We start from the raw sequence: 14,761 nt of genomic DNA on the forward strand, positions 1-14,761 counted from the left end.
GTCAGTTCCCCTGTTCAGCCCGCGCGAGCAGGGCCTTGATGAGCGGCTTGTCGTTGATCCACGCGAGAGGGTCGGCATGCATCCGATCGGTCTCTTCGTCGATCGAGGCGGTGACGGACAGGTACGCCTGGGTGTCCTCGTCGGGCAGTTGCGTGCGGGCCAACGAGAGGCCGACCACCCAAGTGATCTCGTCCACGCGGCGCTGTAGGAAGGCGATGACGTTCCGGCAGTAGCGCGGTTCCATGTCGGCGATCTGGTGGACGGAGCCCGTGGCGTCGGTCCAGGTCTTGCCCTGGTTGAGGATGGAGAGGTCGATCGTGCTCACGCTGCGGCCTCCTTGACGGCGGTCGGCAGGGTGAGCGCGGGGCGGATGACCGTTTTCGACAGGCCCGAGGTCCACTCGGCGTTGCGCTTGACGGTGAGGAACGCCTCGAACACGGCGTCGTCGGCGACGGCCGGGATCAGGCGGTAGCCCTCCGGCCGCAGGTGCAGGACCACGCCGGCCCAGAACGTGGCGGGCATCGGCACCTTCGTGCCGTCCCGCAGCCACGCGACGCGCGCCTTGCGGTACGCGGCCATCTGGAGCGCCGCCTCGGGGTAGACGCCCTTGAGGTCCAGCTCCCCGCCGGTCTTCGTGTCGCCCATGAACACCGTGTCCGCGGGGACTTCGGTGTCGAAGTACGCGGCGAGCGCGGCGGCGATCAGCGGGGAGCGGAGCAGGTAGTCGAGCGTTCCGGCGTAGCCCTCCTCCTCGTTGCCCACGACCATCTCGGACGCCTCGAAGGTGACCTGCCAGTCCTCCAGGAAGCTGAGGAAGTGATCGAGGTACGGGGCCATCTCGTCGTCCGTGAGCAGCTCGGCGGGCATCGGGGTGCCGAGGACGTTCGCCTCGATGAGGCGGTGGACGGCGGTGCCGATGTCGCCGCGTTCGTCCTTCTTGCGGGTGTGGGCGCGACGCAGCCAGTCGTACGCCTCAGTGCGCTGGACGGGGTGGAGGGACGAACTCACCAGCCGGGGGAGGTTGTTCATCGCCGTCTCGGCGGTGATGTTCCCGGCCCAGAAGGTGAGGGCGTCGCCCTTGCTGGTGCCCTGTTCGAGGATGGTGGTGACGCGCCGGAGCTTGAGGCTGGTGCCCTTGACGCGGTACCAGCCCTGGGAGGGCTGGGGGATGCGGTCGGTGCCGGTGGGTGCGGGGGCCGGTGCCTTGCGTCGGCGGCCGGCGGCCGGGGCGGTCGCTCCGGGTTCCACGTTGATGGTCATGCCGCCACCTGCACCAGGAACTGCTCACCGATGTACTGCGCGTACGCGGGCGGGATTGCCTCGGCCAGCTCCTTGCGCACGTCGGTCCAGTGGATGCCCATGGCGTCCTGCCATTCGCGGACCGTCCCCTTGCCGCCGCCCTCGCCGTACACGGCGACGTACGGGCCGTCGTGGTACTGGCCGTGACGCCAGCCGCGCACCCGGCCCCGGTGCGGGATGTGGGCGGGCTGAGGGGCCTTCCAGAAACCAAGCTCGAAGTCCCGGTGGCGGATCACGCCCAAGCCGAACTGTTCGCCGCACAAGGTCAGGTCCTTGCGGATCTTCGCCTTGCCGATGGGCTGCTCGATCACGTACGGCACGCCGATGTGGTCGAGCGCTTCCCTGGTGGGCCCGACCAGGTCGATGTGGTCGCTGCCGGCGCCCCACTTGCGGGACCGGTTGGTGCCCACGGTCAGCGAGCACTCGCTCTGACACGGCGGGCTGGCGTGGATGAAGTCGAAGTCACGTCCGTACGCCAGGAGGCACTGGATTGCGTCGTCCAGCGTGAACGGGAACGGGTAGCGGGGGCGGTGGACGATGTCCACGCCGCGGGCTACTTCCAGTCCGGCCACGTTGTAGCCCCATGCGGCGCCGCCGGAGCAGGAGTAGAGGTCGAGTGCGCGCACGACGGGGGGTGAGGTGATGGGCTGTGGGGAGTGCGGGCCCGGTGTGGTCGGGCCGGCGGCCGGGGCGGTGGTGGCCCCGGCCAACGCGGTGTCGGTCATCGGGCGTCTCCGGTGGTGCTGAGGGTGTACGTGCGGCGCCCGTCCACGTCGGAGGCCACGAGCACGCCGCGGGCCACCAGGGCGCGGAGGTCCTTGCGTGCGGTGTTGCGGTGGCAGGAGAACGGGGAGGCGGCGAGGAGTCGTTCGGCGGCCTGGGTGGTGACGGGGCCGGGGGTGGTCTGGAGGGCGGCGGTGAGGTAGCCGCGCCGGGTGAGGGTGTCGGTGCTCATCGGGCGCCGTCCTTCCGGGCGGTCAGCGGGGCAGGAGAGCTGCTGGTCTTGCGCCACTGGATCCGCAGGAAGCGGCGCGGCTCGCCGTACCCCTTCGACTCCATCTGCACGTTGATGCCGCGCTCGACGGCGTGCCCGTGCAGGTGGGCGTACTCCATGCGCTGCGTACCGGCCGGGGTGTCCTCGGACGGCCAGCCCTCGGGGAGCCAGCCGCCGATCTGCATGTACGTCCGGCCGTAGAAGTCGGGGGCCAGCTCGGTGAACTTCCAGCCGGAGAGGGTGATCGGCGGGTAGCCGAGGATGCTGATCTCCCCGTCGAGCACGTCGGCGTACGGCGGGTTGTCCGCGTCGTCGGGAGTGGCCGTCGGCGCGGGGGCGCTGGCCTTCTCCGTCGCGGTGACCGCCATGGCGCGCAGGCGCTCGGCGCCGTACATCAAGCCGCGTTCGTGCTCGGTGCGCGCGCCGAAGATCGGCGTGCCGATCTCGGCGAGGAAGTCGGCCGCCGCGCTCAACACCTCCGCGCGGTGAGCGTCCATCGCGTCCCGGAAGTGCCCCGTCCCGATGAAGGCGCGGACGGCACCCCGGTCGACCTTGGAGGCCAGGTCCTCGACGGACGCTCCCTCGCGGGCCTTCTTGATCAGCCAGGCCACGGTCTCGGTCTTCGCCTCGGCCAGCACCTCGGCGCGGAACTCGCCCAACTCGGCTTCCAGAACGGTGAGTACGGCGTCCGCCCGGCGCTCGGAGTGGCAAGTGAGCCCCGTACCGTCGGGGTGGTAGCAGCCGGTCCAGTACGCGCTACCGGTGACCGGGCACGGGTGGGTGTGGTTCGCGTTGTCGAGCGCGGCCACGAGGGCGGCGCGCAGCCGGGCACGCTCGGGGGTCAGGGGCTCGGTCATGACGCCCTCCGGTCCTGCTGCGTCGGCAGCGGGTTCGCCGCGAAGTACGCCCGAGTCGCCGCGTACGACGGATGCGTGATCCGCGCCGGACGCCGCTCCGGGTTGAACCGGGCCAACACACTCACCGCGTCGTCCAGTTCGGCGCGCAGCCGGATCGCGTCCGGCAGCCGCACCTCGGTCTCGGCCGCGTCCATGTCGGCCGCGTCCTCGATGTGCTCGACCAGCTGGTCCAGCTCGCCTTCGCGGGGAGAGGCGACGGCTTCGGCGAGGGCGTCGAGCTGTGCGATGACGTCGTCGCGGGTGTCGGGGTCGGACCATCCGGCGACCAGGGAGATCAGGGTGTTGTGGCGGTTCTGGTCGTCGCGCCAGATCGCGGCGAGGTGGTCGGCGCGGAGGCGTACGGACAGTGGGGGGCGGGTGCTGGGGTTGTGGTCAGCGGGCATGGCGGCCTCCGTGGCGGCGCAGCAGGGTGACGGTGGCGGCGAACGTGGCCGGGGCGCGGAACGCGGCGGCGCACAGGCCCCACCACGTCGCGGTGAAGGAGAGGGCGAGCAGGAACGTCGTCACACCGCACCGCCCGACTCGGCCTCGATGACCGGGAGCACGGAGGTGCGGAACCACGCCGACGCCTCGAAGCCTCCGGACGCGAGGTCAATGAGCCGCGAGTACCCGGAGTGGATCTCCCCGGTGAACTCGTTCATCCACTCCCAGCGGACACCTCGCTCGTCGAGCCACTGGCCGAGCCTGGCGATGTACTCGGCGTGCAGGTCTCCGCAGCCGAAGCCGCGCTCATCGCTGTAGCCGTACGCGGTGTCGAAGGAGACCGTCAGCCAGTTGGCGCGTCGCCACGCGTGGAGACCGTCGCAGGGTCCAGAGTCCACGTCGTACCAAGACGCGTCCGGCAGGTTGCAGATGTCCTTGTCGTGTTCGGCGGCCTGCTCCGGGGTGCGCAGCGGGGCGCCAGGGCGGTAGTGGAGCATCAGCCAGGCGGGCAGCCCCTGTCCCGGGTCGTTGGAGATCGTCCACGGGTTGCCGGGCTCGACGAACGACTCGCCGTTGCGCCAGGCCCCGTCCTGCTCGTCGGTGAACGTGTGCCGGTCGGCCGCGCCGAGCAGGTCGCGGCAGAACGAGAAGACTTCCTGCGGGTCGATCACGTCGAGCACGTAGATGCGGGAGTCGAGGGTCACGACGCGCTCCCCTCGGTGTCGCCGAGCGGGTCACCGGACGCGCGCTGCATCTCCGGCAGCGCCGCCGGGCGCCGTACGGGGAGGAGTTCGAGGGTGTGGTCCAGCGGGTCCATCAGGTGCCGCTGCTCGGCCAACTGGCCAAGAGACGGCGCCACCACGACCACGGTCGGAGCCTCGGAGAACGCCGAGCATGAGCAGATCGTGATCGGCTCGCCGTGCCCCTTCGGCAGGTGAGCCCAGCACTTCGTGTCCCCGTGGTGGTGATCCGCCCCGCTGTGACCGCAGCCGGGCCGGACGCACACGGCATCCCGCGCGGGCAGCACGGTCGACACGTACGGCGGCGTGCCACCCTCGTCGCCGTCCTCGGCCCGCTCGCGGAGCACGTCCTCCACCAGAAGGTCGTCCCGCTGCTGCACCAACTCGTCGATGCGCCGCTGCTGCTCAGCGACCCGGGCAATCAGCCAGTCCACAGCCGGAGTGAGCGTCTCGCCGAGCTCGAACGGAACCTTGCGGTCCTCCCCGTTCGGCGACAGCGCCCCCCGCATGGCCAGCGCATCGTTCTCAAGCGCGACCAGACGGCCGTGTCGGCGATCCCGCTGCGCCTCCAACTCGGCGACGCGGTCCTTAAGCCGCTCCATCTCGGCCGCCGTCTCCGGGGACTGAAGCAGACACGCCGACTCCAGAGCAGCCGCCCACGACAACGGCAGGGCCTTCCCGTTCTTCATCGCGGCACAGATCACGTCCGCCGCCGCCGTCACGCGCTTTGTATTCACGCGGTCACCTCCGCGACGTCAGCGGCCTGGTACAGCACCGCGACAGCGGACTCCGTCGTACACCCCGGCAGGTCACCCCACGCGTCCACATGACGCCAGAGCGACTCACCGTCCCCGTACTGCGGACCCAACTCGCCGTCCAGCTCCAGCCGCAGCGCCAGATACTCGATCGCCTTGTCCGCGAGCGGCGACTCCAGATGCGGGTCCCCCGACGCCGCGCACCGCAGCGAGGCCACGATGCTCATGGGCCGCAGGAAGTGCGGGATGCACATCTCCCGGTCACGGGAGTCGGGCACGAAGTCGCCCTGATACAGGCCGTTCGACGCCAGGATCCGGGCGGCGGAGCGCAGCAGCTCGGCCACGGTGCTCGGGCGGCGAGCCGGAAGCGCGACCAGGCTCGTACGCCGGTCCCCGCTCGGGAAGTTGGTCGGCGCGGTGGCCGGTGGAAGAATGGTCTTCAAGGTGTCCACTTCTCTCTATGGGGTGTGTGGATGTCCGAGGCCCCGCTGCCGGTGTGTGAGAGCCCGGCGGTCGGGGCCGACTTGCGTGATGCGGGTCAGGCCACCCGCCGCGTCGGCGCCGCCGTACTGCGGGCAGACAGGAACAGAGCCCTCAGCTGCATGCGCTGTTCGGCGCTGAGCGGGGGAGCTTCGGCCACGTGCTTGTCGATCGCAGCCACAGCGATCGGCCCAAGCCGCCGGCGGGCAGCCTCCGGGTCGAACGGCGGGGCGGCGCTCACGCCGAGACCTGAAGTCGCGGCCGGGGGAGCGCGGCCTCTGCGCGCTCCAGCGGGATGAACAGGACAAGCAGGTCCACGCCGAGCGCGGCGGTGATGGCGTACGCCGTGTCGGCGCGGACGCTTTCCTGTTCTCCGGTGAGGAGGTTGCCGATAGTCCCGTGGGGGATGTCGGCGCGTTCGGCGAGCTGCCGGATGCTGACCGCGTCGCCGCGGCCCGTGCGCTTCATCAGCAGTTCCAGGAGCTGGATGCTGGCGAGCTTGTAACGGAGTGCTGGTCTAGTCACGTCCACCTCGTGCATGGATTCGTTGCACTGCTTGGATGACCAGAGCATTGCACAGCTTGGACGACACGTCCAGTTGCTTGGACGTCCGGGATGGTTTCGGTCAAACCGCCGGGGCGCACTAGCCAGGGTTGCCTAAGTTGCTGGACACTTTGTCCAGCGAGTGGGATGGTGCACCGGGTGCCATCTGGGGGACGTTCCCCCATGGCTCACCGGCCCCATGGACACCCCACGGCCCATGACATGACACGGAGTGGCAGGATGAGCCTCATGGCAGCGGAAGACCGAGCGGCACCGGTGGGGAGATCGCAGCTCCGCGACCTGGTGAGGGAGCGGCGCGCCGCGCTCGGGCTCAGCTACGAGAAACTCGCCCACCGCTGCGTCGACGAGTCGGGCGAGCGCCCGGTCAAGAGCAGCTGGCTGCACCGGCTGGAGTCCGGAGAGAAAGTCCTTCCACCGGACTACCCCCAACTCAGCGCCATGGCGACAGGGCTGCAAGTCCGCCTGGAGGTCGTGCAGGACGCGGCCGGCGCCCAGTTCTTCGGCATCGATGTCGTCCGGGCCGAATCGGGCTCCGCGCGGGCGCTCGTTGAGCGTGCCGACCGCATGACGGAGGAGCAGCTTCAGCAGTTGCTTCGCTTGCTGGACTCGTTCGCGCCGCCGGAGTAGCCCTGCGAACCTTTGGCCAGGGCCCTTACTTGCAGTAGTGCTAATGCACTTGTTGTAGTCGAATCCTGTTCAAGATGGCACCATTGCTGATCCGCCTGGGGGGCGTGGTAGTCGAGTAGCCTGCTTTTACCAACTGGGTCGAACAAACGATCGAATTGGGCAGGCCGCGCCAAGGGGGTCACCATGGAGGAATGCGCCAACCACGCCATCGCCCGCGCTCGAATCGTCATCAGCGATCTCGTTCCGGACGGCAAAACCATGATCGAAGTAGAGCGACCGGGCGAGACGGTCATCGCCGTGCACCCGGACCATGTGAGCGCCGAGCTGGTGCGTGAGTGGAACCTCCACCTTGAGCACGCGACCAGATCGGGCCGCTGGCTGCGCGCGGAGACGCCCTCTGACCAGCCTGAAGGGCACCCGGCGATCTGACGACTTAAGAGTGTCTTTTCTGGGTCTTCGATCTCGCCGTAGCAGTCGCCGTGCTGGGAGCGGCGGAGCGTATCGAGGCGAGGGCCATCGCCGATCTGGTGCTGATCGGTGAGCTGGGACTGGACGGCAGGGTCCGTCCGGTACGCGGCATCCTTCCGGCCGTCCTCGCCGCCGCCGAGGCCGGCTACAGGCAGGTGGTCGTGCCGGAGCAGACCGCGGGCGAGGCGTCCCTGGTGCCGGGGGTGTCCGTGCTCGGCGTACGGAGTCTGCGCCAGCTCATCGCCGTGCTGACCGGTGAGACGGTGCCGGAGGAGCCCACGGTCACCGAGGAGGGGCGCCCCGATCCCATGCTCGCCGGACTGGTGATTCCCGGCGCCGGGGTGGGAACGGGGCTGACTCCCGGTTTAGGCCGGCACGGCACGCACCGCCCGGACCTCGCCGATGTGGCGGGTCAGCAGGGGGCCCGCACGGCATTGGAGGTCGCTGCGGCCGGCGGGCATCACCTGCTCCTCCAGGGACCGCCGGGCGCGGGCAAGACCATGCTGGCCGAGCGGCTGCCCGCACTGCTGCCGGTGCTGACGCGACAGGAGTCCGTCGAGGTCACGGCGGTGCACTCGGTCGCCGGGATCCTGCCGCCCGGCGAACCGCTCGTCCGTACGGCGCCCTACTGCGCCCCGCACCACTCGGCGACCATGCAGTCCCTCGTAGGAGGCGGCAATGGCCTGGCCAGACCGGGAGCGGTGTCCCTGGCACACAAAGGTGTGCTCTTTCTGGACGAGGCGCCGGAATTCTCCGGCAAGGCCCTCGACGCACTGCGCCAGCCCCTCGAATCGGGGCAGGTGGTCATCGCGCGCAGCGCCGGGGTCGTACGGCTGCCCGCCCGCTTTCTGATGGTGCTGGCCGCCAACCCGTGCCCCTGCGGGCGGCACACCCTGCACGGCGCCGGGTGCGAATGCCCGCCCTCGGCGGTCCGCCGCTACCAGTCGCGTCTGTCCGGCCCGCTGCTGGACCGGGTCGATCTCCGGGTGGAGGTCCAGCCGGTGCACCGGGCGGATCTCCTGGGCCAGGGCGGCAGGGGCGAGACGACAGCGGTCGTCGCCGAGCGGGTCGCGCGGGCCCGGCTGCGGTCGGCGGAGCGGCTGGCGGGGACACCTTGGACGGTCAACAGCGAGGTGCCCGGTCACGAACTGCGTACCCGGTGGCTCACCGCTCCCGGAGCCCTCGACGCCGCCGAGCGTGACCTCGAACGAGGACTGCTCACGGCACGGGGCCTGGACCGGGTCCTGCGGGTCGCCTGGACGGTCGCGGACCTCGCCGGACGCGACCGCCCCGACGGCAGGGACGTGGGACTGGCACTGGAACTGCGCACCGGCATCGCCCGAGGCGGCGCGGCCACGATCGGAGAGATGTCATGACCGCGGGCGTCGACGCGGAGGAGCGGCTCGCGCGGGCCGCCCTGACGCGAGTGATCGAGCCAGGCGACGAGCTCGGCGGGCAGTGGTTGCGCAAGTACGGCGCCCGGGGACTGATGGACCTGCTCACCTCTCCCGGAAAGCGCGAGGACGGGGCGCTGAGGGATGTTGGTCCACGCCGTCTCGGTGGCCTCCGGGCACGAGCGACGGCAGTCGCCCCCGAGCGGGACCTGTCGGTCGTCGCCGGGATCGGCGGCCGGTTCGTGTGCCCCGGAGACCACGAGTGGCCGACGCAACTCGACGATCTCGGCACGGCACGCCCCATCGGGCTGTGGGTGCGCGGCAAACCCGACCTGAGGCTCTGGTCGCTGCGCTCGGTCGCCATCGTGGGAGCCAGGGCCTGCACACCGTACGGGGCGCACATGGCGGCGGGCATCGCGTCAGGTCTGGCCGAGCGGGGCTGGGTGGTGACATCGGGCGCGGCGTACGGAGTCGACGGAGCCGCCCACCGGGGCGCACTGGCCTCCGGAGGCGCTACCGTCGCCGTCCTGGCCTGCGGGGTCGACGTGGTCTATCCGCCCGGACACGCGGAACTGGTGCGCCGCATCGCCGAACAGGGCCTCGTCGTGGGGGAGCTGGCTCCCGGCGATCATCCGACCCGCAGCAGATTCGTCCTCCGCAATCGGGTGATCGCGGCTCTCACCCGGGGGACGGTCGTCGTGGAGGCCGAGTACCGCAGCGGTTCGCTGGTCACCGCGCGCGCCGCACAGCGGCTGGGGCGGTTCACCATGGGGGTGCCGGGCCCGGCCACGAGCGGGCTCTCGGCCGGGGTGCACGAACTGCTGCGCGGAGAAGGCGTGCTGGTCACGGACGCCGCCGAAGTGGCCGAACTGGTGGGGGACATGGGTGACCTCGCGCCCGCCCGGCGCGGTCCCGTCCTGCCCAGAGACCTGCTCGACCCCCTCGCCCGGCGGATCCTCGACTCGCTGCCCGGCCGCGGCGCCCTCGGCACGCGGGACATCGCGCGGGAGACGGCGACGACGGCGGATGAGGCCCTCGGCAAGCTGTACGAACTTCACTCCCTCGGGTTCGTACAACGCCAGGGGGACGGCTGGCAGTTGACGCCGCGGCCCACAAGGGCGGGCGGTACGCGGCGAGCCGTTACTTGACCTGGGGCATTCGGGTGAAAGGGTGAGGCAGATGACCATCGCAGCTCTCCCGACGGTGCGACGGCGGCCGATACGCGCGGTGCCTACGCCCGGCCGCGACCTCGTGGATCCGGCCGACCGCGCCTGACCGGACCGGCGCCTGCCCCGTCTTCTCGCGCACCGCGACCGCGCTGTCACGCTACGCTCAGGAATCCGCCCCAGACGCACTTTCCCTCACTTCACGGCAGAACGGCTCAAGGCAACGCATGCCCCAGCACACCTCCGGGTCCGACCGCGTGGCGGCGCTACCCCCGGCGCCCCCAGCGGCCCGCGGCGAAGTGCGCCCTCCCGCCCCCTCGGCGCTCGACACCTTGTGGCGGTCGTACAAGTCCACGGGCAACGAGCGGCTGCGTGAACAGCTGATCCTGCACTACTCGCCGCTGGTGAAGTACGTCGCCGGCCGGGTGAGCGTGGGACTGCCGTCCAACGTCGAGCAGGCGGATTTCGTCTCCTCCGGGGTGTTCGGACTCATCGACGCCATCGAGAAGTTCGACATCGAGCGGTCGATCAAGTTCGAGACCTATGCGATCACCCGTATCCGGGGCGCGATGATCGACGAACTGCGCGCGCTGGACTGGATCCCGCGCTCCGTACGCCAGAAGGCCAGGGCCGTCGAGCGCGCCTACGCCACCCTGGAGGCGCAGCTGCGGCGTACCCCCTCGGAGGCCGAGGTCGCCGCCGAGATGGACATCCCCGTCGAGGAACTGCACGCCGTCTTCAGCCAGTTGTCGCTGGCGAACGTCGTGGCGCTGGAGGAACTGCTGCATGTGGGCGGGGAGGGCGGCGACCGGCTCAGCCTGATGGACACGCTGGAGGACACGGCGGCGGACAACCCCGTCGAGGTCGCCGAGGACCGCGAGCTGCGCCGGCTGCTCGCGCGGGCCATCAACACCCTTCCCGAGCGTGAGAAGACCGTGGTCACGCTCTACTACTACGAGGGGCTCACGCTGGCGGAGATCGGCAACGTCCTCGGAGTCACCGAGAGCCGCGTCAGCCAGATCCACACCAAGTCCGTGCTGCAGCTCCGCGCCAAACTCGCCGACGCGGGACGCTGAATCGTCACTGCCCACCCTGCGCGACCGGTCTCCGCCGTAGAGTGGGTGCGTGCCCAGGATTCGAGCGGCCTCCGTGGCCGAGCACCGGACCATGCAGCGCGGCGCCCTGCTCGACGCCGCACGCTCCCTCTTGTCCGAAGGCGGCACGGAGGCGCTGACCTTCCCCGCCCTCGCCGAACGCACCGGCCTCGCCAGGTCGTCGGTCTACGAGTACTTCCGCTCGCGCGGCGCCGTCGTCGAAGAACTCTGCGCCGTCGACTTCCCCGTCTGGGCCGCCGAGATCGAATTCGCCATGGCGGAGGCGGCAACTCCCGAGAGCAAGGTCGAGGCGTACGTACGCAAGCAGCTGAGCCTCGTCGGCGACCGCCGCCACCGCGCCGTGGTCGCCATCTCCGCGAGTGAACTCGACGCGGGCGCCCGGGAGAAGATCCGGGCGGCGCACGGCGGGCTCATCGCGATGATCGTCGAAGCCCTCGGGCAGCTGGGCCACGAGCAGCCGAGGCTGGCCGCGATGCTGTTGCAGGGCGTGGTGGACGCCGCCGTGCGGCGGATCGAGTTGGGCGCGGCCGAGGATCCCGTGGTGATCGCCGAGGCGGCGGTGTCCATGGTGCTCCAGGGCGTACGCGGTACCTGACGCCCGTACGACCGCGCTGCCGCACCCAGGCGGCTGCCGCGAGCAGAGCCGCGGCGTGCAAGGCGTCACCCGCCGCAGCGGCGCTCTCCTCGGCCATGATCGCGGCCTCCTCCGTAAGACCGTCCGGGAGCGAGGCCGGCCCCGATCCCGTCGGCGCAGCAGGCGTCGGCTCGGGGATCCCGAAGATCGGCAGCAGCCGCGGCGGCCCGCCGTTGAGCAGATCGTCGGGGAGCAGGGACAGGGGGTCGAGATACGTCTCGCCCCGCAGCAGCCCCCAGTGCAGGCAGCCGCCCGGACAGTGGAACGGCCCCGGTCCCAGAACGGCCACCACCTGGCCCGCCGCCACCTCGTCACCCTCGGCGACAACAGCCGTCACCGGTTCGTAGGTGGTGCGCAGCGGTGGTTGCCCGGAGCCCGTGAGCGTGATCGACATAACGCCGCGTCCCGCCACCAGCCCGGTGAAGGACACGCGCCCGGGGGCGGCGGCGCGGATGAGAGTGCCCGGGGCGGCTGCGAGGTCCACTCCCCGATGGCCGGGGCCGTACGGCGAGGCGGGCGGCTCCCACCCCCGTACGACGGTCGGTCGCGGTCCCACCGGCCAGGCGCGATCGCCGCTGACGCCGTTGTCGGCCGCGCCGGTGTCGGTATCGCCTTCCGGGGCAGCCGCGGTCGCGCCGGAGCGGGTATCGGTGCCCGTGCCCGCCTCCTCGTCGTCCGCCGCCCACGTTTCGGACGAGGGGGAGAACAGGACGGCCGCCACCACCCCCGCCACCGCGGCGACGCCGGCCCTGACGCACAGCGAGAGGAGCCGCCGACCCCGGCGGCCGGACCGTGAGGAGGCGTGAATGAGCAGTTCGTCGACAGTGATCATGCCGCTCACGTTGCCGCACTCCGCGGATTCGAGTGGATCATGCTCGGATCCTGTGGATAACCGGGCCATTGTGTATATCTCCGTCACCCTCGCACTCCGTCGCGGGGCGCTGTGCGGGTCCCGTACACTTCCTGTGGCGATCCGGGTCACCGGATCGACTTCGCACGCCCCGCCGCCGGCCTTCTCGCCGGTGTCCGCGCTTCTCGGTCCCTAGTGGCAAAGCGTTCCGGGGCGTCAGGCGCGACCGCCGTCCGGTGGACGCGACAACCGAGTACCTCAAGGAGTACGGCCATGGCCGTCGTCACGATGCGGGAGCTGCTGGAGAGCGGCGTCCACTTCGGTCACCAGACCCGTCGTTGGAACCCGAAGATGAAGCGCTTCATCTTCACGGAGCGCAACGGCATCTACATCATCGACCTGCTCCAGTCGCTGTCGTACATCGACCGCGCCTACGAGTTCGTCAAGGAGACCGTCGCGCACGGCGGTTCCATCATGTTCGTCGGTACGAAGAAGCAGGCCCAGGAGGCCATCGCCGAGCAGGCGACGCGCGTCGGCATGCCGTACGTCAACCAGCGCTGGCTGGGCGGCATGCTCACCAACTTCTCCACCGTCTACAAGCGCCTTCAGCGTCTGAAGGAGCTCGAGCAGATCGACTTCGAGGACGTGGCCGCGTCGGGCCTCACCAAGAAGGAGCTCCTGGTCCTCTCCCGCGAGAAGGCCAAGCTGGAGAAGACCCTCGGTGGTATCCGCGAGATGCAGAAGGTGCCCAGCGCCGTCTGGATCGTCGACACCAAGAAGGAGCACATCGCCGTCGGTGAGGCGCGCAAGCTCCACATCCCGGTCGTAGCGATCCTCGACACCAACTGCGACCCCGACGAGGTCGACTACAAGATCCCGGGCAACGACGACGCGATCCGCTCCGTCACCCTGCTCACCCGTGTGATCGCCGACGCCGTCGCCGAGGGCCTCATCGCCCGCTCCGGTGCCGCCACGGGCGACTCCAAGCCGGGTGAGAAGGCCGCCGGCGAGCCCCTCGCCGAGTGGGAGCGCGACCTCCTCGAGGGCGACAAGAAGGCCGAAGCGGAGAAGTCCGCCGACGCCGCCACGGCCGACGTCCAGACCTCCGCCGAGACGGAGAAGGTCGCCGACGCCGAGCAGGCCGACGAGGCCGCCGCTCCGGCCGAGGCCCCCGCCGCCGAGGTCACCGAGGCTCCGGCCGCGGACGCCGACAAGGCCTGACCTCAAGGTTCGGTTGCTGACGGCGGGGGCCACAGCCCCCGCCGTCCACCCGTAGATCTTCGACTTCCGAGAGAGATTCACAGACATGGCGAACTACACCGCCGCTGACGTCAAGAAGCTCCGCGAGCTCACCGGCGCCGGCATGATGGACTGCAAGAAGGCTCTGGTCGAGGCCGACGGCGACGTCGACAAGGCCGTCGAGGTGCTCCGCGTCAAGGGCCAGAAGGGCGTCGCCAAGCGCGAGAGCCGCAGTGCCGAGAACGGCGCCGTCGTCTCCCTCGTCTCCGACGACCACACCTCCGGTGTGCTGCTGGAGCTGAAGTGCGAGACGGACTTCGTCGCCAAGGGTGACAAGTTCCAGGCCGCCGCCAACGCGCTCGCCGCGCACGTGGCCGCGACCAGCCCGGCCGACATCGACGCGCTGCGCGCCTCCGAGATCGAGCCCGGCAAGACCGTCCAGGCGTTCGTCGACGAGGCCAACGCCAACCTCGGCGAGAAGATCGTCCTGGACCGCTTCGCCCAGTTCAAGGGCGACGGCAGCTTCGTCGGTACGTACATGCACCGCACGATGCCCGACCTCCCGCCGCAGGTCGGCGTCCTGGTCGAGCTGGAGAAGGGCAGCGCCGACGACGCGACGGCCGCCGAGGTCGCCAAGGACGTCGCCCAGCACATCGCCGCTTTCGCGCCGAAGTACCTCACCCGTGAGGACGTTCCGGCCGACGTCGTCGAGAACGAGCGCCGCGTTGCCGAGGCCACCTCCCGCGAGGAGGGCAAGCCCGAGGCCGCGCTGCCCAAGATCGTCGAGGGTCGCGTCAACGGCTTCTTCAAGGAGGTCACCCTCCTCGACCAGCCGTTCGCCAAGGACAACAAGAAGTCCGTCAGGAAGGTCCTGGACGAGGCCGGTGTCACGCTGAAGCGCTTCTCGCGCATCCGCGTCGGCGCCTGACGTTCCGGTCATCGTCCCGGGGCCGGGCATCCGGGACAGCGCAGTCGTACGCGATCGACGGTGGACCCCGCTAGGGTCTATCGCAGTCGCCGGCCGAACACGCGCCGGACGGCCGCAGATCTGACGAGGAGGCCATTGCCGCTAGGGACACAGACCCATCGGCAATGG

Annotated in this window: 18 protein-coding genes and 2 pseudogenes; 8 read left to right on the top strand and 12 right to left on the bottom strand. The window is 70.4% G+C overall.

What is annotated here, in order from left to right; translation table 11 throughout:
- Nucleotide 1 precedes the first annotated feature (1 nt).
- The 11 genes from ACZ61E_RS16565 to ACZ61E_RS16615 form a co-directional block, all read right to left on the bottom strand.
- Nucleotides 2–325: a hypothetical protein gene (locus tag ACZ61E_RS16565; RefSeq protein ID WP_469700331.1), complete on the bottom strand. Its 324-nt coding sequence runs from the start codon at nucleotides 323–325 to the stop codon at nucleotides 2–4.
- Complete coding sequence (locus ACZ61E_RS16570) at nucleotides 322–1,260, bottom strand: hypothetical protein (RefSeq protein ID WP_469700332.1); 939 nt, start codon at nucleotides 1,258–1,260, stop codon at nucleotides 322–324. Before ACZ61E_RS16570 ends, ACZ61E_RS16565 begins: the two co-directional genes overlap by 4 nt.
- Entirely contained in the window at nucleotides 1,257–1,943 is a 687-nt protein-coding gene (locus ACZ61E_RS16575) for a DNA methylase (RefSeq protein WP_469700369.1), read from the bottom strand. The genes ACZ61E_RS16570 and ACZ61E_RS16575 overlap by 4 nt, the downstream gene beginning before the upstream one ends.
- Nucleotides 1,944–2,020: 77 nt before the next feature.
- The gene (locus tag ACZ61E_RS16580) at nucleotides 2,021–2,254 is read right to left on the bottom strand and encodes a hypothetical protein (RefSeq protein ID WP_469700333.1); all 234 of its coding nucleotides are present in this window, start codon (nucleotides 2,252–2,254) and stop codon (nucleotides 2,021–2,023) included.
- Nucleotides 2,251–3,150, bottom strand: coding sequence for a hypothetical protein (locus ACZ61E_RS16585; RefSeq protein WP_469700334.1), 900 nt, complete (start codon nucleotides 3,148–3,150; stop codon nucleotides 2,251–2,253). The genes ACZ61E_RS16580 and ACZ61E_RS16585 overlap by 4 nt, the downstream gene beginning before the upstream one ends.
- Nucleotides 3,147–3,593 (bottom strand): hypothetical protein, encoded by a 447-nt coding sequence (locus tag ACZ61E_RS16590; protein WP_469700335.1) that lies wholly within the window; start codon nucleotides 3,591–3,593, stop codon nucleotides 3,147–3,149. Before ACZ61E_RS16590 ends, ACZ61E_RS16585 begins: the two co-directional genes overlap by 4 nt.
- A complete protein-coding gene (locus ACZ61E_RS16595; RefSeq protein ID WP_469700336.1) occupies nucleotides 3,583–3,717 on the bottom strand; it encodes a hypothetical protein in 135 nt (44 codons plus the stop codon). Before ACZ61E_RS16595 ends, ACZ61E_RS16590 begins: the two co-directional genes overlap by 11 nt.
- Nucleotides 3,714–4,337 carry a hypothetical protein gene (locus tag ACZ61E_RS16600; protein WP_469700337.1) on the bottom strand — a complete coding sequence of 208 codons (624 nt, stop codon included), beginning with the start codon at nucleotides 4,335–4,337 and terminating at the stop codon, nucleotides 3,714–3,716. Before ACZ61E_RS16600 ends, ACZ61E_RS16595 begins: the two co-directional genes overlap by 4 nt.
- On the bottom strand, nucleotides 4,334–5,110 hold the full coding sequence (locus ACZ61E_RS16605; RefSeq protein WP_469700338.1) for a hypothetical protein: 777 nt from the start codon (nucleotides 5,108–5,110) through the stop codon (nucleotides 4,334–4,336). The genes ACZ61E_RS16600 and ACZ61E_RS16605 overlap by 4 nt, the downstream gene beginning before the upstream one ends.
- Nucleotides 5,107–5,571 carry a DUF6197 family protein gene (locus tag ACZ61E_RS16610; protein WP_469700339.1) on the bottom strand — a complete coding sequence of 155 codons (465 nt, stop codon included), beginning with the start codon at nucleotides 5,569–5,571 and terminating at the stop codon, nucleotides 5,107–5,109. The genes ACZ61E_RS16605 and ACZ61E_RS16610 overlap by 4 nt, the downstream gene beginning before the upstream one ends.
- Nucleotides 5,572–5,845: 274 nt before the next feature.
- On the bottom strand, nucleotides 5,846–6,181 hold the full coding sequence (locus ACZ61E_RS16615) for a helix-turn-helix domain-containing protein (RefSeq protein WP_469700340.1): 336 nt from the start codon (nucleotides 6,179–6,181) through the stop codon (nucleotides 5,846–5,848).
- A 219-nt stretch (nucleotides 6,182–6,400) separates the two neighbouring features.
- On the opposite strand from ACZ61E_RS16615, the gene ACZ61E_RS16620 reads away from it, so the two are divergent.
- The 6 genes and pseudogenes from ACZ61E_RS16620 to ACZ61E_RS16645 all read left to right on the top strand — a co-directional run bounded on the left by ACZ61E_RS16620 (nucleotide 6,401) and on the right by ACZ61E_RS16645 (nucleotide 11,537).
- Entirely contained in the window at nucleotides 6,401–6,799 is a 399-nt protein-coding gene (locus ACZ61E_RS16620) for a helix-turn-helix domain-containing protein (protein ID WP_469700341.1), read from the top strand.
- Between the two features lie 183 nt (nucleotides 6,800–6,982).
- Nucleotides 6,983–7,228 (top strand): hypothetical protein, encoded by a 246-nt coding sequence (locus tag ACZ61E_RS16625; protein WP_469700342.1) that lies wholly within the window; start codon nucleotides 6,983–6,985, stop codon nucleotides 7,226–7,228.
- Nucleotides 7,229–7,254: 26 nt separating this feature from the next.
- A pseudogene (locus tag ACZ61E_RS16630) lies at nucleotides 7,255–8,643 on the top strand (YifB family Mg chelatase-like AAA ATPase); the annotation flags it as partial.
- Nucleotides 8,640–9,809, top strand: a complete 1,170-nt coding sequence (gene dprA, locus ACZ61E_RS16635) for a DNA-processing protein DprA (protein ID WP_469700343.1) — start codon at nucleotides 8,640–8,642, stop codon at nucleotides 9,807–9,809. The pseudogene ACZ61E_RS16630 and the gene dprA, both read left to right, overlap by 4 nt.
- Nucleotides 9,810–10,054: 245 nt before the next feature.
- On the top strand, nucleotides 10,055–10,903 hold the full coding sequence (whiG, locus tag ACZ61E_RS16640) for an RNA polymerase sigma factor WhiG (RefSeq protein WP_469700344.1): 849 nt from the start codon (nucleotides 10,055–10,057) through the stop codon (nucleotides 10,901–10,903).
- 73 nt (nucleotides 10,904–10,976) lie between these two features.
- A complete protein-coding gene (locus ACZ61E_RS16645) occupies nucleotides 10,977–11,537 on the top strand; it encodes a TetR/AcrR family transcriptional regulator (RefSeq protein WP_469700370.1) in 561 nt (186 codons plus the stop codon).
- 253 nt (nucleotides 11,538–11,790) lie between these two features.
- On the opposite strand, the pseudogene ACZ61E_RS16650 reads toward ACZ61E_RS16645, so the two are convergent.
- Nucleotides 11,791–12,477 (bottom strand): annotated as a pseudogene (locus ACZ61E_RS16650) (peptidoglycan DD-metalloendopeptidase family protein); the annotation flags it as partial.
- A 222-nt stretch (nucleotides 12,478–12,699) separates the two neighbouring features.
- Here ACZ61E_RS16650 and rpsB point away from each other — a divergent pair.
- Nucleotides 12,700–13,647, top strand: coding sequence for a 30S ribosomal protein S2 (gene rpsB / locus ACZ61E_RS16655; RefSeq protein ID WP_469700345.1), 948 nt, complete (start codon nucleotides 12,700–12,702; stop codon nucleotides 13,645–13,647).
- Between the two features lie 85 nt (nucleotides 13,648–13,732).
- On the top strand, nucleotides 13,733–14,593 hold the full coding sequence (gene tsf, locus ACZ61E_RS16660; RefSeq protein ID WP_469700346.1) for a translation elongation factor Ts: 861 nt from the start codon (nucleotides 13,733–13,735) through the stop codon (nucleotides 14,591–14,593).
- Nucleotides 14,594–14,761 lie beyond the last annotated feature (168 nt).

The sequence above is a fragment of the Streptomyces sp. NPDC104581 genome (assembly GCF_055583685.1).